25 protein-coding genes are annotated in these 24666 nt (G+C 71.9%); 11 read left to right on the top strand and 14 right to left on the bottom strand.

Features of this window, described 5'->3' with window-relative positions:
- Nucleotides 1-20 precede the first annotated feature (20 nt).
- The 4 genes from acnA to ETU37_RS12020 form a co-directional block, all read right to left on the bottom strand.
- Complete coding sequence (gene acnA, locus ETU37_RS12035) at nucleotides 21-2816, bottom strand: aconitate hydratase AcnA (RefSeq protein ID WP_129987567.1); 2796 nt, start codon at nucleotides 2814-2816, stop codon at nucleotides 21-23.
- 277 nt (nucleotides 2817-3093) lie between these two features.
- Nucleotides 3094-4596 (bottom strand): hypothetical protein, encoded by a 1503-nt coding sequence (locus tag ETU37_RS12030; RefSeq protein ID WP_129987566.1) that lies wholly within the window; start codon nucleotides 4594-4596, stop codon nucleotides 3094-3096.
- A gap of 80 nt (nucleotides 4597-4676) precedes the next feature.
- On the bottom strand, nucleotides 4677-5825 hold the full coding sequence (locus ETU37_RS12025; protein WP_129987565.1) for a class I SAM-dependent RNA methyltransferase: 1149 nt from the start codon (nucleotides 5823-5825) through the stop codon (nucleotides 4677-4679).
- Nucleotides 5822-7876, bottom strand: a complete 2055-nt coding sequence (locus ETU37_RS12020; protein ID WP_240755689.1) for an APC family permease — start codon at nucleotides 7874-7876, stop codon at nucleotides 5822-5824. The genes ETU37_RS12025 and ETU37_RS12020 overlap by 4 nt, the downstream gene beginning before the upstream one ends.
- 115 nt (nucleotides 7877-7991) lie before the next feature.
- Here ETU37_RS12020 and ETU37_RS12015 point away from each other — a divergent pair, with 115 nt between their 5' ends.
- Together ETU37_RS12015 and ETU37_RS12010 are read left to right on the top strand one after the other, a co-directional pair.
- Nucleotides 7992-8654 (top strand): potassium channel family protein, encoded by a 663-nt coding sequence (locus ETU37_RS12015; protein WP_129987563.1) that lies wholly within the window; start codon nucleotides 7992-7994, stop codon nucleotides 8652-8654.
- Nucleotides 8654-9325 carry a potassium channel family protein gene (locus ETU37_RS12010; RefSeq protein WP_129987562.1) on the top strand — a complete coding sequence of 224 codons (672 nt, stop codon included), beginning with the start codon at nucleotides 8654-8656 and terminating at the stop codon, nucleotides 9323-9325. The genes ETU37_RS12015 and ETU37_RS12010 overlap by 1 nt, the downstream gene beginning before the upstream one ends.
- Here ETU37_RS12010 and ETU37_RS12005 read toward each other — a convergent pair.
- The 4 genes from ETU37_RS12005 to dut are packed head-to-tail and all read right to left on the bottom strand — an operon-like array spanning nucleotide 9293 to nucleotide 11575.
- A complete protein-coding gene (locus ETU37_RS12005) occupies nucleotides 9293-10033 on the bottom strand; it encodes a DUF3159 domain-containing protein (protein ID WP_240755688.1) in 741 nt (246 codons plus the stop codon). The two genes, ETU37_RS12010 and ETU37_RS12005, sit on opposite strands and share 33 nt — an antisense overlap.
- Complete coding sequence (locus ETU37_RS12000; RefSeq protein ID WP_240755687.1) at nucleotides 10030-10392, bottom strand: OB-fold nucleic acid binding domain-containing protein; 363 nt, start codon at nucleotides 10390-10392, stop codon at nucleotides 10030-10032. Before ETU37_RS12000 ends, ETU37_RS12005 begins: the two co-directional genes overlap by 4 nt.
- Nucleotides 10389-11084: a DUF3710 domain-containing protein gene (locus ETU37_RS11995; protein ID WP_129987561.1), complete on the bottom strand. Its 696-nt coding sequence runs from the start codon at nucleotides 11082-11084 to the stop codon at nucleotides 10389-10391. Before ETU37_RS11995 ends, ETU37_RS12000 begins: the two co-directional genes overlap by 4 nt.
- A 2-nt stretch (nucleotides 11085-11086) precedes the next feature.
- Nucleotides 11087-11575, bottom strand: a complete 489-nt coding sequence (dut, locus tag ETU37_RS11990; protein WP_129987560.1) for a dUTP diphosphatase — start codon at nucleotides 11573-11575, stop codon at nucleotides 11087-11089.
- A 54-nt stretch (nucleotides 11576-11629) separates the two neighbouring features.
- Here dut and ETU37_RS11985 point away from each other — a divergent pair, with 54 nt between their 5' ends.
- Both ETU37_RS11985 and ETU37_RS11980 read left to right on the top strand, forming a co-directional pair.
- Entirely contained in the window at nucleotides 11630-12127 is a 498-nt protein-coding gene (locus ETU37_RS11985; protein WP_129987559.1) for a DUF3093 domain-containing protein, read from the top strand.
- A gap of 2 nt (nucleotides 12128-12129) precedes the next feature.
- Entirely contained in the window at nucleotides 12130-12414 is a 285-nt protein-coding gene (locus tag ETU37_RS11980) for a DUF4235 domain-containing protein (protein ID WP_240755686.1), read from the top strand.
- Between the two features lie 77 nt (nucleotides 12415-12491).
- Here the strand turns inward: ETU37_RS11980 and ETU37_RS11975 are convergent, their stop codons facing one another.
- The 3 genes from ETU37_RS11975 to ETU37_RS11965 all read right to left on the bottom strand — a co-directional run bounded on the left by ETU37_RS11975 (nucleotide 12492) and on the right by ETU37_RS11965 (nucleotide 14932).
- Nucleotides 12492-12782: a DUF4193 domain-containing protein gene (locus tag ETU37_RS11975; RefSeq protein WP_129987557.1), complete on the bottom strand. Its 291-nt coding sequence runs from the start codon at nucleotides 12780-12782 to the stop codon at nucleotides 12492-12494.
- A 247-nt stretch (nucleotides 12783-13029) separates the two neighbouring features.
- On the bottom strand, nucleotides 13030-13821 hold the full coding sequence (locus ETU37_RS11970) for an inositol monophosphatase family protein (protein WP_129987556.1): 792 nt from the start codon (nucleotides 13819-13821) through the stop codon (nucleotides 13030-13032).
- Nucleotide 13822: 1 nt separating this feature from the next.
- Nucleotides 13823-14932 carry a ferrochelatase gene (locus ETU37_RS11965; protein ID WP_129987555.1) on the bottom strand — a complete coding sequence of 370 codons (1110 nt, stop codon included), beginning with the start codon at nucleotides 14930-14932 and terminating at the stop codon, nucleotides 13823-13825.
- Between the two features lie 24 nt (nucleotides 14933-14956).
- On the opposite strand from ETU37_RS11965, the gene ETU37_RS11960 reads away from it, so the two are divergent.
- Nucleotides 14957-16195, top strand: coding sequence for an MFS transporter (locus ETU37_RS11960; RefSeq protein WP_129987554.1), 1239 nt, complete (start codon nucleotides 14957-14959; stop codon nucleotides 16193-16195).
- Here ETU37_RS11960 and ETU37_RS11955 read toward each other — a convergent pair.
- Nucleotides 16110-16979, bottom strand: a complete 870-nt coding sequence (locus tag ETU37_RS11955; RefSeq protein WP_240755685.1) for an oxygenase MpaB family protein — start codon at nucleotides 16977-16979, stop codon at nucleotides 16110-16112. The two genes, ETU37_RS11960 and ETU37_RS11955, sit on opposite strands and share 86 nt — an antisense overlap.
- A 59-nt stretch (nucleotides 16980-17038) precedes the next feature.
- Here ETU37_RS11955 and ETU37_RS11950 point away from each other — a divergent pair, with 59 nt between their 5' ends.
- The 3 genes from ETU37_RS11950 to ETU37_RS11940 all read left to right on the top strand — a co-directional run bounded on the left by ETU37_RS11950 (nucleotide 17039) and on the right by ETU37_RS11940 (nucleotide 19692).
- Complete coding sequence (locus tag ETU37_RS11950) at nucleotides 17039-18334, top strand: D-arabinono-1,4-lactone oxidase (protein ID WP_129987552.1); 1296 nt, start codon at nucleotides 17039-17041, stop codon at nucleotides 18332-18334.
- A complete protein-coding gene (locus tag ETU37_RS11945; protein WP_129987551.1) occupies nucleotides 18331-18828 on the top strand; it encodes a DUF427 domain-containing protein in 498 nt (165 codons plus the stop codon). The genes ETU37_RS11950 and ETU37_RS11945 overlap by 4 nt, the downstream gene beginning before the upstream one ends.
- Before the next feature lie 114 nt (nucleotides 18829-18942).
- Nucleotides 18943-19692, top strand: coding sequence for a class I SAM-dependent methyltransferase (locus tag ETU37_RS11940; RefSeq protein WP_129987550.1), 750 nt, complete (start codon nucleotides 18943-18945; stop codon nucleotides 19690-19692).
- 109 nt (nucleotides 19693-19801) lie between these two features.
- On the opposite strand, the gene ETU37_RS11935 is transcribed toward ETU37_RS11940, so the two are convergent.
- Entirely contained in the window at nucleotides 19802-20416 is a 615-nt protein-coding gene (locus ETU37_RS11935) for a trimeric intracellular cation channel family protein (protein ID WP_129987549.1), read from the bottom strand.
- Between the two features lie 154 nt (nucleotides 20417-20570).
- Between ETU37_RS11935 and sepH the strand changes: the two genes are divergently transcribed.
- Together sepH and ETU37_RS11925 are read left to right on the top strand one after the other, a co-directional pair.
- A complete protein-coding gene (sepH, locus tag ETU37_RS11930; protein WP_129987548.1) occupies nucleotides 20571-21542 on the top strand; it encodes a septation protein SepH in 972 nt (323 codons plus the stop codon).
- A 48-nt stretch (nucleotides 21543-21590) separates the two neighbouring features.
- Nucleotides 21591-22085 (top strand): NUDIX hydrolase, encoded by a 495-nt coding sequence (locus ETU37_RS11925; RefSeq protein WP_129987547.1) that lies wholly within the window; start codon nucleotides 21591-21593, stop codon nucleotides 22083-22085.
- A 67-nt stretch (nucleotides 22086-22152) separates the two neighbouring features.
- Here the strand turns inward: ETU37_RS11925 and ETU37_RS11920 are convergent, their stop codons facing one another.
- On the bottom strand, nucleotides 22153-22413 hold the full coding sequence (locus ETU37_RS11920) for a PspC domain-containing protein (protein ID WP_129987546.1): 261 nt from the start codon (nucleotides 22411-22413) through the stop codon (nucleotides 22153-22155).
- Nucleotides 22414-22621: 208 nt separating this feature from the next.
- On the opposite strand from ETU37_RS11920, the gene ETU37_RS11915 reads away from it, so the two are divergent.
- Complete coding sequence (locus ETU37_RS11915; protein ID WP_129987545.1) at nucleotides 22622-24646, top strand: SDR family oxidoreductase; 2025 nt, start codon at nucleotides 22622-22624, stop codon at nucleotides 24644-24646.
- The last annotated feature ends 20 nt before the right edge of the window (nucleotides 24647-24666 follow it).

The following is a 24666-nucleotide window of genomic DNA, read 5'->3' as shown; positions in this document are numbered from 1 at the left end:
GGTGAGCGGACTCAGCCGGGTCAGCTCTTCAGCAGGTTGCGCAGCACGAACTGCATGATGCCGCCGTGCCGGTAGTAGTCGGCCTCGCCCGGGGTGTCGATGCGCACCACCGCGTCGAACTCGACGTCGTCCGCCTTCACCTTCACCGTCTTCGGGGTCTTGCCGTCGTTCAGCTCGGTGACACCGGTGATCGAGAAGGTCTCCTCGCCGGTCAGGCCGAGCGACTCGGCGTTCTGGCCCTCGGGGTACTGCAGCGGCAGCACGCCCATGCCGATCAGGTTGGAGCGGTGGATCCGCTCGTAGGACTCGGCGATGACGGCCCTGACGCCCAGCAGCGCGGTGCCCTTGGCGGCCCAGTCGCGCGACGAGCCGGAGCCGTACTCCTTGCCCGACAGGACGACCAGCGGCGTACCGGCGGCGAGGTAGTTCTCCGACGCCTCGTAGACCGTGGTGACGTCGCCACCGTTGGTGAAGTCGCGGGTGACGCCGCCCTCGGTGCCCGGCGCGAGCTGGTTGCGCAGGCGGATGTTGGCGAACGTGCCCCGGATCATCACCTCGTGGTTGCCGCGGCGCGAACCGTAGGAGTTGAAGTCGCGCTGCTCCACGCCGTGCTCGGCGAGGTACTTGCCGGCGGGCGAGTCCTTCTTGATCGCACCGGCCGGCGAGATGTGGTCGGTGGTGACCGAGTCGCCGAGCTTGAGCAGCACGCGAGCGCCGTCGATGTCCTCGACCGGGGCCGGCTCCTCCGGCATGCCTTCGAAGTACGGCGCCTTGCGGACGTACGTCGAGTCGGCGTCCCACTCGAAGGTGTTGCCCTCGGGCGTGGGCAGCGAGCGCCAGCGCTCGTCGCCGGCGAAGACGTCCTGGTAGGAGTCGCCGAACATCTCGGAGTTCACCGCGCCCGCGATGGTCTCCTCGACCTCGGCCGGCGACGGCCAGATGTCGCGCATGAAGACGTCGTTGCCGTCGCTGTCCTGGCCGAGCGGGTCGTTGAACAGGTCGACGTCCATCGAGCCGGCCAGCGCGTAGGCGACCACAAGGGGTGGCGACGCGAGGTAGTTCATCTTGATGTCGGGGTTGATCCGACCCTCGAAGTTGCGGTTGCCGGACAGCACGGAGACCACGGCGAGGTCGTTGTCGTTGACGGCCTTCGACACCTCGGGAATGAGCGGGCCGCTGTTGCCGATGCAGGTGGTGCAGCCGTAGCCGACGAGGTTGAAGCCGAGCTTGTCGAGGTACGGCGTGAGGCCGGCTCGCTCGTAGTAGTCGGAGACGACCTTCGACCCGGGAGCGAGCGTCGTCTTCACCCACGGCTTGCGGGTCAGGCCCTTCTCGACGGCCTTCTTCGCGAGCAGCGCGGCGCCGATCATCACCGACGGGTTGGAGGTGTTGGTGCACGACGTGATCGCCGCGATCGTCACGGCGCCGTGGTCGATCTCGAAGGTCGTGCCGTCCTCGAGCGTCACGCTGGCCGGGTTCGTCGCCCGGTCGCCGCCTCCGTGGGCGACGTTGTCGTGGGGCGCGGCGGAACCGTTGCCGGCGGCGTGCGACGGCGAGTCGGAGGCCGGGAAGGACTCGGCGACCGCCTCGTCGTACCCCTGCTCGTCCTCGTCCACGTAGTCGACGAGGGCGCCCCGGAACGACGCCTTGGCGTCGGACAGGGAGATGCGGTCCTGCGGGCGCTTCGGGCCGGCGAGGCTCGGGACGACCGTGGAGACGTCGAGCTCGAGCCTCTCGGAGTAGCGCGGCTCCGCCGACGGGTCGTGCCAGAGGCCCTGCTCCTTGGCGTACGCCTCGACGAGCTTGAGCTGCTCCTCGCTGCGGCCGGTCAGGCGCAGGTAGTCGACGGTCTGCTCGTCGATCGGGAAGACCGCGATGGTCGAGCCGAACTCCGGCGACATGTTGCCGATCGTCGCGCGGTTGGCCAGCGGCAGCGCGGAGACGCCCTCGCCGTAGAACTCGACGAACTTGCCGACGACGCCGTGCTTGCGCAGCATCTCGGTGATCGTGAGGACGAGGTCGGTCGCGGTGGCGCCCTCGGGCAGCTCGCCCGACAGCTTGAAGCCGACAACGCGCGGGATGAGCATCGACACCGGCTGGCCGAGCATCGCGGCCTCGGCCTCGATGCCGCCGACGCCCCAGCCGACCACGCCGATGCCGTTGACCATCGTGGTGTGGGAGTCGGTGCCGACGCAGGTGTCCGGGTAGGCCTGCAGCTCCCCGTCGACCTCGCGGGTGAACACCGTGCGCGCGAGGTGCTCGATGTTGACCTGGTGGACGATGCCGGTGCCCGGCGGGACGACCTTGAAGTCGTCGAAGGCGCCCTGGCCCCAGCGCAGGAACTGGTAGCGCTCGCGGTTGCGCTCGTACTCGATCTCGACGTTGCGCTCGAACGCCTCGGGCGAGCCGAACACGTCGGCGATCACCGAGTGGTCGATGACCATCTCGGCCGGCGCGAGCGGGTTGATCCTGGACGCGTCGCCGCCGAGCTCCTCGACGGCCTCGCGCATGGTGGCGAGGTCGACGACGCACGGGACGCCGGTGAAGTCCTGCATGATCACGCGCGCTGGCGTGAACTGGATCTCCTTGCTCGGCTCCGCGTCGGCGTCCCACGAACCGAGCGCGCGGATGTCGTCGGCGGTGATGTTGGCGCCGTCCTCGGTGCGCAGGAGGTTCTCCAGGAGCACCTTGAGGCTGAACGGGAGGCTGGCGACGTCGACGCCGTCACCGGTCACCTTGTCGAGTCGGAAGATCTCGTAGGACTTCCCGTCCACGTCCAGCGTGCTCTTGGCACCGAAACTGTCCTGACTCGGCATCAGCTCTCCTCGTGATCGCGCGTGACGTCTTCGGTCGCTTCGACCCATCTTGCCCACGCGCGCGAGGACCCCGGAAGTGAGGCAACCCTTATCTCACGTCGATCGTGGAACCGGTCGAATCTCTTGACGTCAAGATACATGATGTCGAGCGACCCCACCAGGCAACCCCCACTCCCGCGAGTCGGCGCATCTTGCCCTGTCAGGTGTCCCGAGTCGGCGCATCTTGCCCTCTCTACAGGCTCGAGTCGGCGCGTCTTGCCCCTCGACCTGGCGGGCCTCAGAAGCCCAGCAGCTTGCCGAGGGCGGAGAAGACGGCGTCGAACGCCTTGGCGACCGGGTTGCTGGGTCCGTCGGAGGTGGACTTCTGCCAGAACAGCGGATGGGGGCCAGTGAACTCGTCGTCGACGAGGGAGGTCCGGCCCCACAGGTACGGCCAGAACACCTCCGTCCGCCGTACGCCGACGGCCAGGCGGGAGTCGAAGCCCATCACGAGGTGCTGCTCCATCCTCGTAGACCTGCCGCCGGGGTCGGTCGCGACGACGTCGCCACTGCCCTGGACGATCAGGCTCCCCGTGCCGGCGAACATGATGTAGCGCACCTGCCACGTCGCCAGCGACAGGATGCCCCAGCGCCAACGCGTCTCCAGCTCCGGCGTACCGATGACGCCCACGACGTGCTTGGGATGCATCACCACGCCCGGGTGGTCCTCGAAGTCGATGCGCATCAGGTACGAGTCCGGGTCATCCGGTGTCGCGAGCGTCGCCGCGGTGCCGGCCTCGTCGCCCGTGACCCGACTCAGTCCGTAGAGCCCGGCTGCGAAGCTGACGAACGGCGCGCTCCTGTCGTAGAGGAGGCTGCCGCGGACCGTCCCCTGCACGGGTCGGACGTGCTCCGAGCGTGCCGACAAGACCTCACCGGGGGCAAGGTGGATCGTCAGGGTCCGCTGGGCGTCGATGGAGCGAAGGCTGGCCGAAGCCCTCTCGCACCCGTCCGCCAGCAGGATCGGCCGGTGCGCCCGGTGCAGCAGCGGCATCAGCAGGAAGTAGCTGACCGTGCGGAGGACCGGAGGGATGAGAAGAGCCAGCAGAGCGATTGCTGCCAACCACCGCCAGGACCGTTCCCACTGAGTGATGACCCATCCGGCTCCGGACTCCTGGGCCTCCCGCAGGCTCCGCTCCTCGTCCCGCTTCTTCTTGAGCTCCGATTTCTTGGTGGCGAGCTCCTGCTCGGACTGGGAGAAGCCGCCGTCCGCCCTGAGCTGGTCCAGCTTCTGCTCGTCGGTCAGCTGGGGGTCACTCAGGACGGCCGCTCTTCTTCTGGCCTGGTCGAGACTCCGCTCGAACGTTGCCAGCGTCTGCTCCGCCGTCTCCGCAGCCTTCTCGGCGAGCCCGCACGGGTCACCCGGGAGGACGCTCGAGACCAGGTCCTTCCAGAAGCCACAGACCTCGTCCTGCTCCGCACGCCGACGCTCGACGTCCGCCTTCGTGTCGGCGACGCGCTGGCTCGCCGCAGCCACCTCCGCGGCGACCCTGCTCCGCAGCGACGCGATCGCCTGGCTCCGGCCTTCCGCGGTGGCGCGCTCCAGCACCTCGATGTCCGACTCCAGGTCCTTCCGCTCCTCCGTCACCTGGGGCAGTCGATCGCGACCCTCCAGGGCCTCCTGGAGGGTGGGCACGAACACCTGGATGAGGAGGTAGCCGAGGAAGAGGCCGAGCACCGTCACCCCGAGGACGCCCACCTTCCGGAGGGCGAACCCGAGAACCACCGAGACCAGGCGCACCCGCGCGAGCCTAGTTCAGCCCCTCAGGGGCAAGATGCGCCGACTCGGCAGGAGTCCGCGTCAGCGCGTGCCCGGTGGAGTCAGCGGGTGAGGAGGGCGACGCACTCGACGTGGTGCGTCATCGGGAAGAGGTCGAAGGCGCGGAGCGCGTCGAGCCGGTAGCCGCCCTCGGTAAACAGCGAGACGTCGCGGGCGAGCGCGGCGGGGTCGCAGGCGACGTACACGACGGCGCGGGGCGCGCGGGCGACGACGGCGGAGACGACCGGCTTCCGGGCGCCCTCGCGCGGCGGGTCGAGGACGACCAGGTCGACGGGCTCTAGGTCGAGGCGGTCGAGGGTGCGGTCGACGGAGCCGCGGGTGACGGCGGCGTGCGGGTACGCCGCGAGGTTGGCGCGGGCGTGCTCGCAGGCGGTGCGGTCGCCCTCGACGGCGTGGACGGAACCGGTCGGTCCGACGGCGTCGGCGAGGAAGGCCGAGAACAGCCCGACGCCGGCGTAGAGGTCCAGGCAGGACTCCCCCGGCTCCGGCCGGAGCTGGTCGAGCACGGTCTCGACGAGCACCCGCGGCGCGCCCGGGTGGACCTGCCAGAAACCGCCCGCGGCGACGTCGAACGTGTGGTCGCCGTACGACGTGGAGACGGCCTCACTCACGACGCCCTCGTCGACGGGTTCGCCCTCGACCTCGACACGGGCGTCGGTCCGGGTGATCACGCAGTCGTCCACGGGTACGACGCGGTGCGACCGGTGTGCCCGGAAGCCGCGCCGGCCGTCGGGGGTGAGCGCGACCTGGACGCGGGTGCGCCACCGCAGGCCGTCGTCGTCGCCGGGCACGGCCTCGACGTCGACCGGGACGTCGAGCTTCGCGAGCCGCTGCAGCTGCTCGCGGACGACCGCCGCCTTCAGCACGCGCTGCGCCGGGAGCGCGACGTGCTGGAAGTCGCAGCCGCCGCAGAGACCGGGGCCGGCGACGGGGCACGGCGCCTCGACCCGGTCGGGCGACGGCTCGAGGACCGAGACGGCGTCGCCGCGCAGGAAGCGCGACCCCTCGTCGCCCTCGGTCACCCGGACCGTGACCCGCTCCCCCGGCAGCGCGTGCCGCACGAACACCACGCGCCCGTCGTGCCGCGCGACGAAGTGGCCGCCGTGGGCGACCGGCCCGACCTCGACGTCGAACGTCTGCCCGACGAGCGAGCGCCCGTGCGACTGCTTCTGCCTCGGCCGGCGGTTCACCGCTTGTCGCCGGCACGGCCGGTGGGCTTGTCGTGCAGCACGCCGCGGCGGATGTCGCCGGGCCGCGCCTTCGACATCTCGCGCTCGGCGCGCTCCTTGGCGATCAGCGACGACCGCAGCTGGTAGGGCACGGAGATGACCATGACGCCCTGCGTGAACAGCAGCCGCCCCTTGAGCCGCAGCGCGGTCTGGTTGTGCAGCAGCTGCTCCCACCACCGGCCGACGACGTACTCCGGGATGTAGACGGCCACGACGCCGCGCGGGTTGGAGTCGCGGATGCTGCGCGTGTAGTCGACGATCGGCCGGATGATCTCGCGGTACGGCGAGTACAGCACCTTCAGCGGTACGTCGATCCGCCGGGTGTCCCAGTCCTCCAGGACGCGGGCCGTCACGGTGTGGTCGGTGTCGACCATGACCGCCTCGAGCACGTTGGGCCGGGCCGCCTTGGCGTAGGCCAGCGCCCGCATCGTCGGCTTGTGCACCTTCGACACGAGCACGACCGCGTGCACGCGCGTGGGCAGCACCTGGTCGTCCTCCTCGACGAGGAGCTCGCTGGTGACCTTGTCGTAGTGCTTCGAGATGCCCTGCATGATCGCGAAGAACGTCGCCATCGCCAGGATCGTGATCCAAGCGCCGGCGAGGAACTTCGTGACCAGCACGATCACGAGGACCACCGCGGTGAGGCCGAAACCGAAGGTGTTGATCGCGCGCGAGCGCATCATCCGGCGACGCACCCCCGGGTCAGTCTCGGTGCGCAGGTGTCTACCCCAGTGCCGGATCATGCCGAGCTGGCTCAGGGTGAAGGACACGAACACCCCGACGATGTAGAGCTGGATCAGCTTGGTGGTCTCGGCGTCGAATGCCCAGATCAGGATCATGGCGAGCACCGCCAGGAAGACGATGCCGTTGCTGTAGGCCAGCCGGTCGCCGCGGGAGCCGAGCTGCCGCGGCGCCAGCCCGTCCTTCGCCAGGATCGAGCCGAGCACCGGGAAGCCGTTGAACGCGGTGTTCGCGGCCAGCACCAGGATCAGCCCGGTCATCGTGACGACGAAGTAGAAGCCCGCTGGGAAGTGGTCGAAGACCGCCCGCGCGATCTGGGCGATGATCACGTCCTGGTCGAAGCCCGGCGGCATCGGCGACCCGTCCGGGAGCCGGAGCCGCTCGATGTGGTGCGGGTCGACGTACCGGACGTTCATCTGATCTGCGAGCAGGATGACGCTCATCATCATCGTGATGGCGATCAGCCCGAGCAGAAGCAGCGTGGTGGCCGCGTTCCGGGACTTCGGCTTCTGGAAGGCCGGCACGCCGTTGGAGATGGCCTCGACGCCGGTCAGCGCGGCGCAGCCGGAGGAGAACGCCCGGGCGAGCAGGAAGATCAGCGCGATGGTGTTGAGCGCCCCGCCCTCCCAGCCCGGGACCGGCTCGATGATCAGGTCCGCGCTCGCAGCCTGCGGCAGAGTCCCGCTGAGCATCCGGATGAAGCCCCAGGTGCACATGCCGAGGATGGCGAACATGAAGAGGTACGTCGGGATGGCGAAGAACGTCCCGGACTCCCGCACGCCCCGGAGGTTCAGCGCGGCCAGCACCGCCACCGCGATCGCCGCGACTGTGACCTCGTGCTCCTTGAGAGCGGGTATCGCGGCCGAGGCGTACGACGAGGCCGACGAGATCGAGACGGCGACCGTGAGGATGTAGTCGACGAGCAGGGCGCTGGCCACCGTCACCCCGGCCCGGCGGCCGAGGTTCACGGTGGCGACCTCGTAGTCGCCACCGCCGGAAGGGTAGGCGTGCACCGTCTGCCGGTAGGAGGCGACGACCGTGAGCATCACGACGGCGACGGCGATCCCGATCTTCCAGGTCCAGACGTAGGCGCTGGCGCCCGCGATCGCGAGCATGATGAAGATCTCGTCAGGAGCGTAGGCCACCGACGACAGGGCGTCGGAGGCGAACACCGGAAGGGCGATGCGCTTGGGAAGCAGAGTCTCCCCGAGTTGCGTGCTCCTCAGCTTGCGGCCGAGGAGGATCCGCTTCGAGACATCGCCGACACCCACGAGGTACCAGGCTAGGGCATGTTCGACCGGCCGGTGCCCAAGCCCCGGAGGACGGTGCGGCGGGCCGCGGGAGGAGTGCCGGACGGGCGGGCACGCGTCCGGTAGCGTCTGCCCCGTGCACGTCGTGATCATGGGTTGTGGCCGCGTCGGTTCGACGCTCGCGCGGAGCCTCGAGGACCGCAACCACACCGTCGCCATCATCGACAGCAACCCCGACGCGTTCCGCCGGCTCGGGCCGACGTTCCGCGGCACGAAGGTGACCGGGGTGGGCTTCGACCAGGACGTGCTCGACCGGGCCGGGATCGAGAAGGCCGACGCGTTCGCCGCCGTGTCCAGCGGCGACAACTCCAACATCATCGCCGCCCGCGTGGCGCGCGAGACGTTCGGCATCCAGTCGGTCGTCGCCCGCATCTACGACCCGGGACGCGCGGAGGTCTACCAGCGGCTCGGCATCACCACCGTCGCGACGGTGAAGTGGACCGCCGACCAGATCCTCCGCCGGATGCTCCCGGCCGGCGCGGAGCCCGACTTCCGCGACCCCTCCGGCACGATCCGGCTCGACCAGGTGCCGGTCAACGACTCCTGGATCGGCCAGCGGACGGTGAAGTTCCAGGAGCAGTCCCGGTCCCGGATCGCCTGGATCGACCGGCTCGGCGAGGGCATGCTGCCCACCCGCGAGAGCGTCATCCAGGAGGGCGACCTCCTCCACCTCGTCATGCGCGAGGAGAACGCCGACCACGTCTACAAGGTCTTCAACGAGGGACCGGAGGCCGACTGATGCGCGTTGCCATCGCCGGGGCGGGTGCCGTGGGGCGCTCGATCGCCCGCGAGCTCATCCACAACGGTCACCAGGTGCTGCTGATCGACAAGGACCCCACCGCGCTCAAGCCGGAGCGGGTGCCCGACGCCGAGTGGCTGCTGGCCGACTCCTGCGAGCTCTCCTCGCTCGAGGAGTCGCGGATGGAGTCCTGCGACGTCGTGATCGCCGCGACCGGTGACGACAAGGTCAACCTCGTGACGTCGCTGCTCGCCAAGACGGAGTTCGCCGTCCCCCGCACCGTCGCCCGGGTCAACCACCCCAACAACGAGTGGCTCTTCACCGAGGCCTGGGGCGTCGACGTCAACGTGTCGACCCCGCGCATCATGTCAGCGCTGGTCGAGGAGGCCGTGACGATCGGCGACCTGGTCCGGCTGTTCACGTTCCGCCAGGGCAACGCCAACCTGGTCGAGCTGACGCTCCCCGCCGACTCGCCGTACGTCGGGAAGCCGTGCGGGCTGATCCCCTTCCCTGACAACTGCTCGATCGTCACGATCCTGCGCGACGGGCAGGTCTACACCCCCGAGGCCGACCAGCCGATCGAGGCGGGCGACGAGCTGCTGTTCGTCGCCTCGGCCGACTCTGAGCAGGAGCTCCAGTCACTCCTCGCCCCGGAGCAGCACCGGGCCTGACCCCTCGGCGGCCTCCGCGACGGGGGTGTGGTTGCGCGCGAGCAGCCACACCATGCCGAGCAGGGCGGCCACCTGGAGCGGCCAGCCCATCACGATCTTGGAGACGCCGAGCGCGGCGATCATGCGGCCGGCGTCGTCGGCGGCCTGGCCGGCGAGGTAGAGCGGCAGCTGCACCGCCACCCGGATCACGCAGGGCAGGACCAGCATCAAGGTGAGGTTGCGGCACAGCCGGACCACCTGCCGGTCGTCGTGCCACGCGGTCGGGTCGCCGGCGACCGAGCCGACCATGAACCCCACGACCGGCCAGCCGACCACCACCGAGAACAGCAGGACCACGGCGTAGCCGGCGTTGTAGACGATGCCGGGCAGGAAGTAGGCGAGTGCGCTGTCGTCGGCGTCTCCCCCGCCCTGCAGGCTGCGGTAGGCGAACAGCGCGCCGATCGCGATCCCGATCAGGCTGTTGACCACGAACTGCACGGTGGAGCGCTGCACGAGCCGGATCACGAGCAGCACCAGCGCGGTGGAGACGCTCAGCACCAGCGCGTTGCGCAGGGAGTCGGTGGTCAGGAAGGTCACCGTGAACGCGATGGTGGGTACGGCGGCCTCGAGCATGCCGCGCTTGCCACCGAGCGCCTTGGACAACTGGGAGCGGACGACCGCCTCGACCGTGTCGGCGCCGACCGGTCCGCTCGGTGCGGGAGAGGTCACCGCAGCTCGTAGCGCGGGTTGAACATCAGCCGCTGGTTGTCGTGCACGCCGATCCGGCCGACCACGCGGATCTGCTTGCCGGGCTCGATCCCGGCGATCCGCCGACGGCCCAGCCACACCACGGTGATCGTGCCGGAGCCGTCGTAGAGCTCGGCCTCGAGCGCGGGCACTCCGCCGCGCGGCCGGAGGGTCACCGTGCGCAGGCTGCCCTGCAGGTCGGCCATCTGTCGGTCCTGGGCGTCGCTGATCGGGCAGCAACCCGCCTTGTGGACGTCCTTCTGGAGCTCGACGGCCTCCTGCTCGGGGGCGTTCGCCCAACGGCTCAGGCTGCGGCGCAGCCTGCTGGTCACCTCGGTCACGAGTCCATCGTACGGCGCGCGTCGGCCTGTTCACGCGCCTGCTGCTGCGCCGCCTGCATCTGCTGCGCGACGGCGTGCGGGACGGTCAGCGGGAGCGCCTCGCCGGGGGCGTGCGGCTCGCCGCCGCGGCGGACGACCACGTCGCGCAGGGCGGACTCGACGAGTCCGTCGTCGGACGGGTCGAGCGCCGGCTGGCCGAACAGCGTGGCGCGCAGCAGCCAGCGGGGGCCGGTGATACCGAAGACGCGGGACGGCTGCTGCCCGGTGCGGCCGTCTGGCGCGGTGACGTTGAGGACCACGCGGAGCTCGGGGCCGTAGGGGCCCTCGGCCTCGGTGGCGGTGCCGCCGCGGCGGGTGATCTCGGACGCGATCTGCTTGCGCACGTCCGGCCAGATGTCACCGTTGCGCGGGGCAGCGAAGGCGCGCAGCTCCAGGGCACCCTCCTGGCCGGCCAGGACGACCGCGACGACCTGGCCGGTCTGCTCGTCGACCTGCAGCTGGAGGTCGAGGCCCTCGCGCGGCGTCACGACCAGGCTGCCGAGGTCGAGCTTGCCGGGGTCGTCCTCGTCGAGGGTCACCTCGTCGGCATCCCAGGGACCGCGGGCGCGGACGCCGGTGACCTCGAGGGCCGGCTCCGACGACGCGTCGGCGGCCTCGACGTCGGGCTCCGACTGCTTCCGGCGGAACTTCACTGCTACTCCTTCGGGGACGGTGACGGCTCGGGCTCAGGGTCGGGCACCACCGTCAGGAACCCACCCGTCGAACCGTACCCGCCGTCGCCGCGCACCGAGTCGGGCAGGCGCTCGACCGCGACGAACCGCGCGTGCTCCACCTGCTGGATCACCAGCTGCGCGATCCGGTCGCCCCTGCGCAGCTCGACCGGCGAGCGCGGGTCGAGGTTCACCAGCATCACCTTGATCTCGCCGCGATAGCCCGCGTCGACCGTGCCCGGACTGTTCACGATCGACAGGCCGAACCGGGCGGCCAGCCCCGACCGTGGGTGCACCAACGCGACGTACCCGGCGGGCAGGGAGATCGCGATGCCGGTCGGCACCATCGCCCGCTCCCCCGGCTCCAGCCGGACGTCGACGGTGGTGGTGAGGTCGGCGCCGGCGTCGCCGGGATGGGCGTACGACGGCAGCGGAACCTCGTCGTCCAGGCGCTGCACCAGGATCTCGACCATGGCGGGGACCCTACCCAGCCCGGGCCGGTGCCCCACTGGGAGGATGTGCGCGACATGAACTACGCCGAGCGCCTGCACGTGCCTCTGCGCTGGTGGGCGCTGGCCACGATGTTCCTCGCCACCGTGCTCCTGGCCTTCCTCGTGGCCACGCCCGCGTGGGTGGCGTTCGCCGCGACCGGGCTCATGCTGGCGGCGGTCGTCGCCGTGTTCCTCTCGTACGGCGGGGCGCGCGTCACCGTCGAGGGCGGGCTGTTCACCGCCGGCAGCGCGCGAATCCCGGTCGACCAGCTCGGCGTCCCGGTGGCGCACGACGCGGCCGCGAGCCGACGGCTGGCCGGCGTCGATGCGGACGCGCGGGCCTACCTGCTGCTGCGGCCCTACATCCCGCGGTCGGTGCAGGTGCCGGTGGACGACCCGGCCGACCCCACGCCGTACTGGCTGGTCTCGACCCGGCACCCCGACCGGGTCGTGCATGCTCTCGTCGCGGCCGGGGCACCGTCCGGTCGTAGGGTTGAGGGCGCGCACCTCGACCACCCCGACGAAGGAGAGTGACCGTGGCCGGATCGAAGATGTGGTCGTTGATGGGCCTGGGGGCCACCGTCGGCGCCACGTTCGCCGCCCGCAAGGCGTTGACCACGACGTGGAAGGTGGCCACCGGGAAGCAGCCACCGCAGAACCCCGCCCACCCCGACGTGTCGCTCGCCGAGGCGGTCGCGTGGGCGACGGTCAGCGGCGTCGCCGTCGGGCTCGCGCGGATGTTCGCCTCGCGCAAGGCGGCCGACTACTACCGCCGGTCGACCGGGCACCTGCCGCCCAACCTCGACGACGTCGAGGTCTGACGGCACCCAGCACACGGCGAAGGCCGGGTCCCCCAGGGGGCCCGGCCTTCGTGCGTCGTGGTGATCAAGCGTGGTGATCAGGCGCAGTCGCGGCAGATCATCTTCTTGGCGTCCGCGAGCTGGCTGCGGTGGTGGACGAGGAAGCAGCTCATGCAGGTGAACTCGTCGTCCTGTCGGGGACGCACCTCCACCGCGAGCTCCTCGTGCGACAGGTCCGCACCCGGCAGCTCGAACGACTCGGCGGCCTCGGCCTCGTCCTCGTCGACCTTGCCGGAGTTCTTGTCGTGGCGCCGAGCCTTGAGCTCCTCGAGGCTCTCCTCGCTCTGGTCCTCCTCGGTCTTCCGAGGGGCGTCGTAGTCAGTTGCCATCTCTCGTCAATCTCCTGGCCCCGTGGGTGTGTCTGTAGGCCGTCCTGGCCGTCCGTGCGCATCGTCGCGTGGCGGATTGTGCACCATCGGACCCACTCTTTGCACGGCCAAAAGGCACTGTGTCCGCTTGTTGGCGCCGGAATGTCACCAGGGTCACAGGACGTGGCCCGGTTGAACCGGTCGCTCGGGTCCGAACAGACCACGCCGCCTAGGTATTCCCGGCGGTCCGCCGGCGTCTCCCCCGGCGTCAGGAAGCGGTGAAACCGCACCCCTCGACCGCTGCGACGAAGTCGTCGAAGCCGCCGGCCGGCGAGGCGAGCACCAGGCGCTTGCCGCCGACGCCGGGCCGCTGGGCCCAGCGGCCCCCGGCCTCCTCCACGACCAGCCCGCCGGCCGCGAGGTCCCACTCGTTGAGGCCCTCCTCGACGTAGGCGTCGGCGCGTCCGCAGGCGACGTAGCAGAGGTCGAGCGCGGCCGAGCCGAGACGCCGTACGTCGCGCACCCGCCCGAGCAGCCGGGCGATCGCGGCCGCCTGCTTCACCCGGGTCTCGCGCTGGTAGCTGAAGCCGGTGATCACCAGCCGGTGCTCCAGCGGCACGACGTCGCGGACCCGGACCGGGCGGCCGTCGAGGTGGGCGCCGCCGCCGCGGGTGGCCGTGAACGCCTCGCCCTTGGTCACGTCGAGCACGACCCCCGCGACCACCTCGTCGCCCTCCTTGGCGGCGATGGAGATGGCGTACTGCGGGATGCCGTAGAGGAAGTTGACGGTGCCGTCGATCGGGTCGACGACCCAGGTGACCCCGCTGGTCGACGGGGTGTCGTCGCCCTCCTCCCCCACGATCCCGTCGTCGGGGCGGGCGGCGAGCAGCCGGTCGCGGATCAGCTCCTCGGCCGCGTGGTCGACCTCGGTGACCACGTCGGTCGGGCTGGTCTTGGTGTCGGCGACCTCGACGCCCGCGCGGCGACGCTCGGTGACCAGGGCGGCGGCCTCGCGGGCCACCTCCACCGCCAGCTCCAGGAGGTCGGCGTGGTCGGTCATGTCAGTCCTTCCCGCAGAGCGCGGGCCGGGGCCCGCGCAGGTTGGCGCAGCAGCCCGCCGGGCAGACGTCGTGGGACGGCGGGAGGGAGCCGACCGACGCGCGCTCGGCCTCCACCCCGCGTTCGACGGCGGCCCGCTCGACGAGCAGGTCGCGGACCATCCGGACGAAGCGTGGGTCCACCCCGGCGGTGGCGGCGCGGGCGAAGGCCAGGTCGAGCTTCTCGGCGGTCGCCGCGGCCTCGGTGTCGAGGTCGTAGACGACCTCCATGTGGTCGGACACGAACCCGATGGGCACCAGCACGACGGCGCGCACGCCGGCCCGCTTGAGCTCCTCCATCCGGTCGTTGACGTCGGGCTCCAGCCAGGGCACGTGCGGCGGGCCGGACCGCGAGCAGTAGACGAGCTCGGCGGCGTACCGGTGGCCGGTCTCCTGCCGCACCCGCTCGACGATCTCGTCCATCACGCTGCGGTGCTGGCGGACGTAGAAGCCGCCACCCAGGACGGGGGGTCCGCTGCGGTCGTCCATCGCGGTGGGGATGGAGTGCGTCACGAACAGCACGTGGGCGTCGTGGCGGAGGGCGTCGGGCAGGTCCGCGAGCGCCGACAGGGTCGCGTCCACCATCGGCTCGACGAAGCCGGGGTGGTTGAAGTAGTGCCGCAGCCGGTCGATCCGGGGAGCCTCGCCGTTCCCGTCGGCCGCGACCTCGGCGACCGCGTCGGCGAGGTTCTCGCGGTACTGCCGGCACCCGGAGTACGACGAGTACGCGCTGGTCACGATCGCGGCGGCGCGCTGCACGCCGTCGTCACGCATCCGCCGGATGGTGTCGGCGAGGTAGGGGTCCCAGTTGCGGTTGCCCCAGTAGACGGGCACGTCGATGCCCGACGACCGGAGGTCCTCCTCGATCGCCGCGAGCAGCTCGCGGTTCTGGTCGTTGATCGGGCTGCGGCCGCCGAACTGGAAGTAGTGCTCGCCGACCTCCTCGAGCCGCTCGCGCGGAATGCCGCGGCCACGGGTGACGTTCTCGAGGAACGGGACGACGTCCTCGGGCCTCTCCGGGCCGCCGAACGAGACGAGCAGGAGCGCGTCGTACGGCGCGATCACGGGGGGCATGGCCACCATCCTAGGATTCGCACGATGCTCGAGACCTATCGCCGGGTGCTCTCCTTGCCCGGCGCGCTCGCCTTCTCGCTGAGCGGCCTCCTCGGGCGGCTGCCGATCTCCATGATCAGCCTCGGGATCGTGCTGCTGGTGTCGGAGCGGACCGGGTCGTACTCCCTGGCGGGCTCGGTGTCGGCGGCCTACATCGTCGCGAACGCGACCGTCGCGGTGCTGCAGGGCCGGCTGACCGACCGGTTCGGCCAGACCCGGGTGCTGCCGATCGGCGCGCTGGGCAACTCCTTGGCGCTCGGCCTGCTGATGTGGTCGGTCGAGACCGACCAGGCCCCACTGATCACCCACGCCGCGGCGTTCGCCGCCGGCGCCACGATCCCCGTCGTGGGCGCGGCCGTCCGCGCCCGCTGGGTGCTGCTGGTCCCCGAGAAGCGCACCCTGCAGACCGCGTTCGCCTACGAGGCGGTGATGGACGAGGTCGTGTTCATGGTCGGCCCGACCCTGGTGACGGTCCTGGCGACGGCGGTGCACCCGCTGGCCGGGCTCGGCGCCGCGATCGGCGCGGGCATCGTCGGCACGCTGCTGCTCGCGGCGCAGCGCGGCACCGCGCCGCCGCCGCAGCCGCGGGACCGTGACCGGTCGGCCCGGCCGCGGATGCCGTGGCGGGTCCTCGTGCCGATGGTGGCGGGCTCGGCCGCGATGGGCGCGATCTTCGGCTCCGTCGAGGTCGCCACCGTGGCGTTCACCGGGGAGCTCGGCCGCAAGGAGCTGAGCGGCGCGCTGCTGGCGACCTGGGCGCTGGGCTCCCTGCTGTCCGGGATCGCCACCGGGGCGATCCACTGGAAGGCCACCACGGCGGTGCGGTTCCGCTGGGGCATGGTCGCGCTCGCGGTCTCGGTGCTGCCGCTGCCGTTCCTGGGCAGCCTCGGGGCCATGGCCGGCGTGCTGTTCGTCGCCGGCTTCGCGATCTCGCCGACGCTCATCGCGCTGATGGGGCTGACCGAGCAGGTCGTCCCACCGAGCCGGCTCACCGAGGGCATGTCGATCGTGCACACCGGGATGGCCGCCGGCATCGCGCCGGGCGCGGCCGCGGCGGGCCAGGTCATCGACCGGGTCGGGCCGGGCGCGTCCTACTGGGTGCCGGTCGCCGCGGGCGTGCTCGGCGTCGCCGCCGCGTTCATCGCTGCGGCGACGGCGCCGGGGCCTGAGGCGCCGCCATCGCCCACCGGATCGCCCGCGTCGCCAGCGTCCCGGCCGTCCTGACGGCGACCGCCTCGGTCACCGGGAGGTAGGGCAGCCGCAGCTCGCGACGGGCCCACCGCGGCATCATGCTCACCGCGGTCGCCGCCAGCACGCCGTACGGCGTGCGGGCGAGGAGCGGCAACGGCGGGTGCAGCAGCAGGAACCGCGCCGTCGCCCGCGCCGCCGGAGTCCCGGCCAGCTCGGGGCGGAACGCCTCGAGCCGCGCCGCGAGCTGCGCCTCGCTGCGCGGCGGGTCGGTGACGCCGAGCGCCTCCGCGACGCGCGCGGTCTCGGCGACGTAGGCGTCGCGGCCGGCCTGGTCGAGCGGGCGGTCGCCGTACCGCTGGTGCGCGGTGAGGAAGGAGTCGACCTCGGCGACGTGCACCCACTCCAGCAGGTGCGGGTCGGAGGCGGCGTAGGGACGTCCGTCCGGCGCCGTGCCGACCACCCCCTCGTGCACGCGGCGGATCGCGGCGACCATCTTCTCCGCGTCAGCGGCTGTGCCGAAGGTCGTCACCGCCAGGAAGTAGGAGGTGCGCTGCAACCGTCCCCAGGGGTCTCCCTCGAAGCCGGAGTGGTCGGCGACACCGGCCATCGCCAGCGGGTGCAGGGACTGGAGGAGCAGCGCGCGGATCCCGCCGGTGAACATCGAGGCGTCGCCGTGCACGCGCTGGATGGCCGTGCCCTCGGCGAACCAGCGCTCGCCCGGCGTCCCGTGCACGCGCTCGCGCCGCTTGGGACCCTCCGGCCCCGCGACCCGCGCGAACAGCCGGCGCCCCATCTCCTCGCGCACTCCGGACAGCACGACTCCGAGTATGACGCGGCAGCCCCAGCGCGTGGCCCGGCCTCGGCTACTGTCGCGCCATGGCGCGTGCGTGGCAGAGCTGGTCGGGACTGACCACCGCCCACCCGGCGCAGGTGCTCTCGCCGACCAGCGCCGAGCAGGTCGCCGACGCCGTCCTCGCGGCCCGGCACCAGGGGCTGACCGTGAAGATGGTCGGCTCCGGCCACTCCTTCACCGACGTCGCCGCTGCCGACGGCGTGATGCTGCGACCGAGCCGGCTGGCCGGCGTGACGCACGTTGACCGCGACGCCATGACCGTGACCGCCCGCGCCGGCACGCCCCTGCACCAGGTGAACGCCGAGCTCGCCGGGCACGGCCTCTCCCTGCACAACATGGGCGACATCGACCGGCAGACCCTGGCGGGCGCGATCTCCACCGGCACGCACGGCTCCGGCCGCTGGGCGTCGCTGTCGAGCCAGGTCACGGGGCTGGAGCTGGTCACCGCGGACGGGGCGGTGGTGCAGGTCGACGCCGACCACGACCCGGAGCTCTTCCAGGCCGCCCGGGTGGGCCTGGGCGCCCTCGGGGTGCTGACCGCGATCACCTTCCGGGTCGAGCCCGCCTTCCTGCTCGAGGCGAAGGAGGGGCCGCTCACCTTCGCGCAGCTGGTGCGCACCTTCGACGAGCTGGTCGCCACCCACCACCACGTCGACGTGCACTGGTTCCCCTACAGCAACCACGCCCTGGTCAAGCGCAACGACCGCACGCTCGACGACCCGGCGCCGCTGTCCCGGACCCGGGCGTACGTCGACGACGAGCTGCTCGCCAACCAGGTCTTCGCGCTCACCCAGCGGCTTGGCAACCGGGTCCCGCGCACCGTCGTCCCCCTCAACCGGATCAGCTCGCGCGCGCTGACCTCGCGCACCTACACCGACCTGGCGCACACGGTGTTCGTGGCCCGGCGCAAGGTGCGGTTCAAGGAGATGGAGTACGCCGTCCCGGCCGAGGTGGGCATGGACGCGCTGATCGACGCGCGGCGCGTGATCGACCGCGGCCGCTGGCCGGTCAGCTTCCCGGTCGAGATCCGCTACGCCCGCGCCGAGGAGCCGTGGCTGTCCACCGCGCACGGCCGCGACACCGTCTACCTCGCGTTCCACGTGAACGCCCAGACCGACCACGTCGCGTTCTTCCGCGCCGTCGAGGCGGTCCTGCGCGACCACGGCGGCCGGCCGCACTGGGGCAAGCTGCACACCCGCACCGCGCACGACCTGTCGGCGGCGTACCCGCGCTGGGCCGACGTCCTCGCGGTCCGCGACCGGGTCGACCCCGACCGCGCGTTCACCAACCGCTACCTCGACCGGGTGCTGGGCCGGTGAGGCACCCGACGCGCGACCCGGTCGGCCCCGGGCAGGAGTCCGTCTGGGACTACCCCCGCCCGCCGCGGGTGGAGCCGTCGACCCGGCACGTCGAGATCCGGCTCGGCGGCACCGTCGTCGCGTCCACCCGGTCGGCGCTGCGCGTACTGGAGACCAGCCACCCGCCGACCTGGTACCTCCCGGTCGAGGCGTTCGCCGACGGCGCCCTCCGGCCGGCCGCGGGCTCGTCGTGGTGCGAGTGGAAGGGCGCCGCGCGCTACTTCGACGTCGTCGCCGGCGGTGTCGTGGCGTCCCGGGCGGCGTGGGGCTACCCGGACCCGACCCCCGGCTTCCGGGCGCTCCTCGACCACGTCGCGGTCTACCCCGGCGCGATGGAGCGCTGCACGGTCGACGGCGAGGTGGTCCTGCCGCAGCCCGGCGGCTTCTACGGCGGCTGGGTCACCGCCGACGTCGTCGGCCCGTTCAAGGGCGGTCCCGGCAGCACCGGCTGGTGACCGGGGGCTCGCGCTCACTGGGTGTGTCCCTAGTGACGTGCGAAAGCGCTCGGCCGACTGGACGAGCGGATACGCGGGCACTGCTGCATAGAGGGCGGCGGGCAGGATGAGCCCATGCGGACCTTCGATGAACTGATCGCCGAGGCCGAATCGGCGGACATCACAGGCTGGGGCTTCGCGTGGCTCGATGGTCGCGCCACGGAGCAACGTCCACCTTGGGGATACTCGCGTCTGCTCGCCGACCGGCTGGCACGGGCCGCGTCCGCCCTGGACATCGACACTGCTGGCGGTGAGGTGGTCTCGGAGGCGTCCGTGCTGCCGGAGCGGATGAGCGTCACCGAGGCATGGCCGCCGAACGCGCAACGGGCGCGTGAGGTATTGGGCCCGCGAGGCGTCGAGGTGCACGAGACGAAGCAGGACCAGCCCCTGCCCTTCCCTGACGAGTCGTTCGACCTGGTGACGGCGCGGCACCCGGTGAGCCCGGACTGGTCAGAGATCCGGCGCGTGCTCGAGCCAGGCGGCCACTACTTCGCCCAGCACGTCGGCCCGGCCTCCGCGTTCGAGCTGATCGAGTTCTTCCTCGGCCCACTTCCCGAGCATCGGCAGGGCCGAGACCCCCGTCGTGAGGTCGCACAGGCTGAGCAGGCGGGACTGACCGTCACAGACCTCCGCACGGCCCGCTGTCGCATGGAGTTCCTCGACGTCGGTGCGGTCGTCTGGGTGCTGCGCAAGTGCGTCTGGTGGGTCCCTGACTTCTCGGTCGACCGGTATCGGGCCAAGCTCTTGGAGCTGGACGACCTGATCCGGCACCGGGGGGCGTTCGTGGCACACTCGACGCGGCACCTCATCGAAGCTCAGCGGTAGGCCGCTCGCTGGACCGCTGCGTCACGCTAAGCAGCCGGTCAGTGCAGCCGTGCTGACATGCCCCGCACAGTGACGACCAGCGCCGCCGCCGCAATAGGGACACACCCAGTCAGGTGCTGGCCGCGCCGGACGGGCGGGGCGCGGCCCAGCCGCGCCGCATCGCCAGCAGCCGCCACACCAGGCAGACCGCGGCACCCGGCACCGCGACCAGCACCTCGTCGACCCCGGCCCACACGCCGAGCACGGCGATGGTCCCGCCGACCAGGGCCGGTGTCGCGTAGAGCTCGCCGCGCAGCACCACCGGCACCCGCCCCGCGAGCACGTCGCGGAGCATGCCGCCACCGATCGCGGTCACCAGCCCCATCAAGGCCGAGGGCACCGGGCCGAGGCCGGACTCCAGCGCCTTCAACCCGCCCACCACGCAGAACAGCGCGAGCCCGGCGGCGTCGAACACGTTGACCAGCCGCTCCATCCGGCCGAGCGCCGGGTGGAACCAGAACGTTGCCAGGCCCGCCGTGACCGGCACCAGCAGGTAGCGCCAGTCCGCCAGCGCGGCCGGCGGCAGCGCCCCGATGAGCACGTCGCGCATGAAGCCGCCGCCGAGGCCGGTGATCCCGGCGAGCACCAGGACGCCGAACAGGTCGAGGTCCTTGCGGACGGCGACGAGCCCGCCCGACAGCGCGAACACGAAGATGCCGACCAGGTCGAGGACGGTCAGCAGCATGCGGCGCAGTCTAGGTGGCAGTGTTCACGCCTCAGATTCCGGTGACGACACCGGCGCGTGGCCGTGGCCTGCGAGGACGCTGAAGTAGGCTCGGCGGAACGACCGAGCACCACCACCACGACCAACGACACGGACGACGGAGCACGCGCCGACGATGGAGCAGCAGGACCTCACGCTCGTGGGGCTGACCGACGACAGGACCCACCTGGTCCTGGTCAGCGACTCGGGCACCGAGTTCCGGCTCGCCGCCGACAACAAGCTCCGGGCCGCACTTCGCGGTGACCACGCCCGCCTCGGCCAGTTGGAGATCACCATGGAGAGCGCCCTGCGACCCCGCGACATCCAGGCCCGGATCCGTGCCGGTGAGACACCCGAGAGCGTCGCCGCGGCCGCGTCGACGAGCCTCGAGCGGATCATGGGGTACGCCACCCCGGTGCTCGCCGAGCGCGCCCACATCGCCGAGCGCGCCCAGCGCGCGTCCGTGCGCCGCAAGGCCGGCGAGGGGTCGTCGCGGCTGCTCGGCGACGCCGTCGCGGCGCACCTGCGCGCGCAGAACGTCGACCCGGAGACCGTCGCCTGGGACTCCTGGCGCCGTGAGGACGGCCGCTGGACGCTGGTCGCCGACTACCGCCTGAACGGCTCGGGCCAGCACGCCGAGTTCGTGTTCGACGCCGCCGGCCGCTACGTCGTGCCCGAGGACGACGACGCCCGCCGCCTGGTCGGCGAGCAGGTCGACGCCGCGCCGCCGGCTGCCCCGCAGGCCACCTCCTCCCCCGCCGCCGCGGGCGGCGCCACCGGCCAGCAGCGCCGGCTGTCCGCCGTACCCTCCGACGACCAGCTGCCCCTCGGCGAGGACGCCCTCGGGATGGTGCGCGACGAGCCCGCCGCCGCGGCCCCGGACGAGCGGCCGGAGTCCGTGCACACCGACCAGGCCGACTGGATCGCGACCCAGGCCAGCGAGCGGCCGGCGCCGCGCAAGCCCCGCGACGAGCTGATCCCCGAGCCGGAGCCCGAGCCCGAGGCGGAGGAGGAGCAGCCGGCCGAGCCCAAGAAGAAGGGCCGCCGCGGCCGGGCGTCGGTCCCGTCGTGGGACGAGATCATGTTCGGCGGCGGCAAGGGCGACTGACCGCGCCCGCCGCCAGCTCGCACCGACCGGCTCCGTAGGGTGGGCCGGGTGCCGATCCCCGACTTCATCGTCCAGCTCCGCTCGAAGGTCGGGCACGACCCGCTCTGGCTGGTCGGCGTGACCGCGGTTGTCCTCCGCGACGAGCGTGAGGTGCTGCTAGTGCGCCGCTCCGACAACGGCGCTTGGACGCCGGTCACCGGCATCGTCGACCCGGGCGAGCACCCGGCCGAGGCGGCCGTGCGCGAGACGCTCGAGGAGACGCTCGTGACCGCCGAGGTCGAGGCCCTGGCGTGGGTCAACGTGACGCCGCCGATCGAGTACCCCAACGGCGACCGGTCGCAGTACGTCGACCACGCCTTCCGCTGCCGGTACGTCGCCGGCGAGGCCGCGGTCGGCGACGACGAGTCGGTCGACGTCGGCTGGTTCCCGGTGGAGGCGCTGCCTCCGATGGACGCGCTGCTGCGGCAGCGGATCGTCCACGCCGTCGAGCACGACGGCGGGCCCACGCGGCTGGACCCGTTCGTCCCCGGCGCCGCACGCTGACGCGGACGCCCCCGCACAGCAGAGGACCCGCCGCCCCAGGAGGGGCGTCGGGTCCGTGGCGCTCGGGTCAGGCGACGGTGTTGGCCGGCGGCGTCCCGGGCGTGTAGCCGTAGGTGGACTCCTCCGACGGCATCAGGATCCAGAGCACCGGGTAGATCAGCAGCTGGCTGCCCGGGATGACCATGAGGACCAGCACGAAGAGCAGGCGGGCCGCCCACGGGCCGATGCCGAAGCGCTGTCCGAGCCCGGCGCAGACACCACCGAGGACACGGCTGCCGCGCGGACGGACGAGTCCCTGGCGGGCGAAGGTCTGGTGGACGTCGTTCATGGTGGTTCCTCCGGTGGATATCTGGTCGGCGGTCGTCGACCTGTCACCTACTGTGCGTCGCGGCGGGGGCCGCGCACATCAGGAGCTGCCCTGACTTCGTCCCTGACCCGGTCCGGACGGCGGCTCAGGGGGCTGGGGCGGCGCGGCGTGACTGCCGTCGCAGCGCGCAGGCCTGGACGGTTTGGTTACCGGCCGGTAATAATCCGACATGGCCTACTTCGTCACCGGCGCGACCGGGTTCATCGGGCGGCACCTCGTCGGCGAGCTGCTCGAGCGGCGCGAGGGCACGATCCACGTGCTCGTCCGCCCGGGTTCGCGCGACCGTCTCGCCTCCCTGGTCCGGCGGTGGGGTCCGGCTGCCGAGGACCGGGTCGTGCCCGTCGAGGGCGACCTCACCAAGCCCCGGCTCGGGGTGAGCCGCGCTTGGATCCGTGAGCACAAGGGCGAGATCGAGCACTTCTTCCACCTGGCCGCGATCTACGACATGACCGCGAGCTCCGAGCTGAACGAGCGGCTCAACGTCGGTGGCACCCGCGCTGCCCTCGAGCTCGCCGGGGCGCTGGCCACCGGCACGTTCCACCAGGTCTCCTCGATCGCCGCGTCCGGTGACTACCACGGCACGTTCGACGAGACGATGTTCGACGTCGGGCAGGGCCTCCCGTCGCCGTACCACCGCACGAAGTTCGAGTCCGAGCGGATCGTCCGCGAGGAGTCGACGGTGCCGTTCCGCGTCTACCGGCCGGCCGTCGTCGTCGGCCACTCCGAGACCGGCGCGATGGACAAGATCGACGGGCCCTACTACTTCTTCCCGCTGTTCAAGCGGATGCGCGACCTGCTCCCGTCGTGGGTGCCGCTCGTCGGCATCGACCTCGGCGACACCAACGTCGTGCCCGTCGACTTCGTCGCCGCCGCGATGGACCACCTCGCGCACCTGCCCGACCACGACGGCGAGACGTTCCACCTCGTCGACCCGCGGCCGCAGCAGACCATCGACGTGGTCAACACGCTCGCCGCCGCGGCCAAGGCCCCGCGCTTCGCCGTACCCGTCGACCGCCGGGTCACCGGCGTGCTGCCGGGCCTGCTCCCCCGGGCGCTGCGGCCGGGGAACCTGGTCAGCAACCTGCTGCACGCCGCCCCGGTGCAGCTCGCGCTGCGCGGCACGGTCGGCCGGCTCGGCATCCCGCCCGAGGTGCTCGAGCACGTGTCCTTCCCGACGGTGTACGGCGCCGCCCGCACCGAGCGGCTGCTCGACGGCTCCGGCATCTCGGTGCCCGAGCTCGATACGTACGCCGACCGGCTGTGGGGCTGGTGGGAGGAGCACCTCGACACCGACACCGCCCGCGACGCCGGCCTGCGCAAGGCGCTGGAAGGCCGCACCGTCGTCATCACCGGCGCCTCGTCCGGCATCGGCCGGGTGACGGCGCTCAAGGTCGCCCAGGCCGGCGGCGTGCCGGTCCTGGTCGCGCGCGGCAAGGACCAGCTCGAGGCGACGAAGGCCGACATCGAGGACGCCGGCGGCACCGCCCACGTCTACGCGTGCGACCTCTCCGACCTCGACGCGATCGACGAGCTGTGCAAGCAGATCCTCGCCGACCTCGACACGGTCGACTTCGTCGTCAACAACGCCGGCCGCTCGATCCGCCGCTCGCTGGCGCTGAGCCACGACCGGTTCCACGACTTCGAGCGCACCATGCAGCTCAACTACTTCGGCGCCATCCGACTGGTGATGGGGCTGCTCCCGGCGATGCGCGAGCAGGGCCGCGGCCACGTCGTCAACGTCAGCTCGATCGGCGTGCAGACCAACCCGCCGCGCTTCTCGGCGTACGTCGCCTCCAAGGCCGCGCTGGACTCCTGGTCGAACGTGGTCAGCTCCGAGCTGGTCGGCGACGGCGTCTCGTTCACCACGATCCACATGCCACTCGTGCGGACGCCGATGATCGCGCCGACCCGGCTCTACGACCGGTTCCCGACGATCACCCCGGCGCAGGCCGCCGACATGGTGCTCGACGCCCTCGCCGACCGGCCGCACGAGATCAACACCGTGCTCGGCTCGATCGGCGCGGTCGCCCACACCGTCGCGCCGAAGACGTCGTTCCGGGTGCTGCACCTGGCGTACCAGGTGTTCCCCGACTCGGCGGCCGCGAAGGCGCACGCCGACGCCGCGGACGTCCCCGAGCAGGAGAGCCCGCAGCAGCTGCTGCTGTCCCGTCTGCTGAAAGGCGTGCACTGGTAAGCGGTTTGCCGCTACCCTCG

Origin of the sequence: Nocardioides iriomotensis, from assembly GCF_004168035.1 — a bacterium.
In the GTDB taxonomy this organism is placed as follows: domain Bacteria; phylum Actinomycetota; class Actinomycetes; order Propionibacteriales; family Nocardioidaceae; genus Nocardioides_B; species Nocardioides_B iriomotensis.
The sequence above is the reverse complement of the archived record's forward strand: the minus strand, read 5'-3'. Positions and strand labels throughout refer to the sequence as shown.

Bases quoted from the DNA above. Each gene is read 5' to 3' on its own strand.
- acnA (WP_129987567.1), bottom strand. From the start codon at position 2,816: ATGCCGAGTCAGGACAGTTTCGGTGCCAAGAGCACGCTGGACGTGGAC.
- ETU37_RS12010 (WP_129987562.1), top strand. From the start codon at position 8,654: ATGCGCGTTGCCATCGCCGGGGCGGGTGCCGTGGGGCGCTCGATCGCC.
- dut (WP_129987560.1), bottom strand. From the start codon at position 11,575: ATGGTCGAGATCCTGGTGCAGCGCCTGGACGACGAGGTTCCGCTGCCG.
- ETU37_RS11985 (WP_129987559.1), top strand. From the start codon at position 11,630: ATGAACTACGCCGAGCGCCTGCACGTGCCTCTGCGCTGGTGGGCGCTG.
- ETU37_RS11975 (WP_129987557.1), bottom strand. From the start codon at position 12,782: ATGGCAACTGACTACGACGCCCCTCGGAAGACCGAGGAGGACCAGAGC.
- ETU37_RS11970 (WP_129987556.1), bottom strand. From the start codon at position 13,821: ATGACCGACCACGCCGACCTCCTGGAGCTGGCGGTGGAGGTGGCCCGC.
- ETU37_RS11965 (WP_129987555.1), bottom strand. From the start codon at position 14,932: ATGCCCCCCGTGATCGCGCCGTACGACGCGCTCCTGCTCGTCTCGTTC.
- ETU37_RS11960 (WP_129987554.1), top strand. From the start codon at position 14,957: ATGCTCGAGACCTATCGCCGGGTGCTCTCCTTGCCCGGCGCGCTCGCC.
- ETU37_RS11950 (WP_129987552.1), top strand. From the start codon at position 17,039: ATGGCGCGTGCGTGGCAGAGCTGGTCGGGACTGACCACCGCCCACCCG.
- ETU37_RS11940 (WP_129987550.1), top strand. From the start codon at position 18,943: ATGCGGACCTTCGATGAACTGATCGCCGAGGCCGAATCGGCGGACATC.
- ETU37_RS11935 (WP_129987549.1), bottom strand. From the start codon at position 20,416: ATGCTGCTGACCGTCCTCGACCTGGTCGGCATCTTCGTGTTCGCGCTG.
- sepH (WP_129987548.1), top strand. From the start codon at position 20,571: ATGGAGCAGCAGGACCTCACGCTCGTGGGGCTGACCGACGACAGGACC.
- ETU37_RS11920 (WP_129987546.1), bottom strand. From the start codon at position 22,413: ATGAACGACGTCCACCAGACCTTCGCCCGCCAGGGACTCGTCCGTCCG.
- ETU37_RS11915 (WP_129987545.1), top strand. From the start codon at position 22,622: ATGGCCTACTTCGTCACCGGCGCGACCGGGTTCATCGGGCGGCACCTC.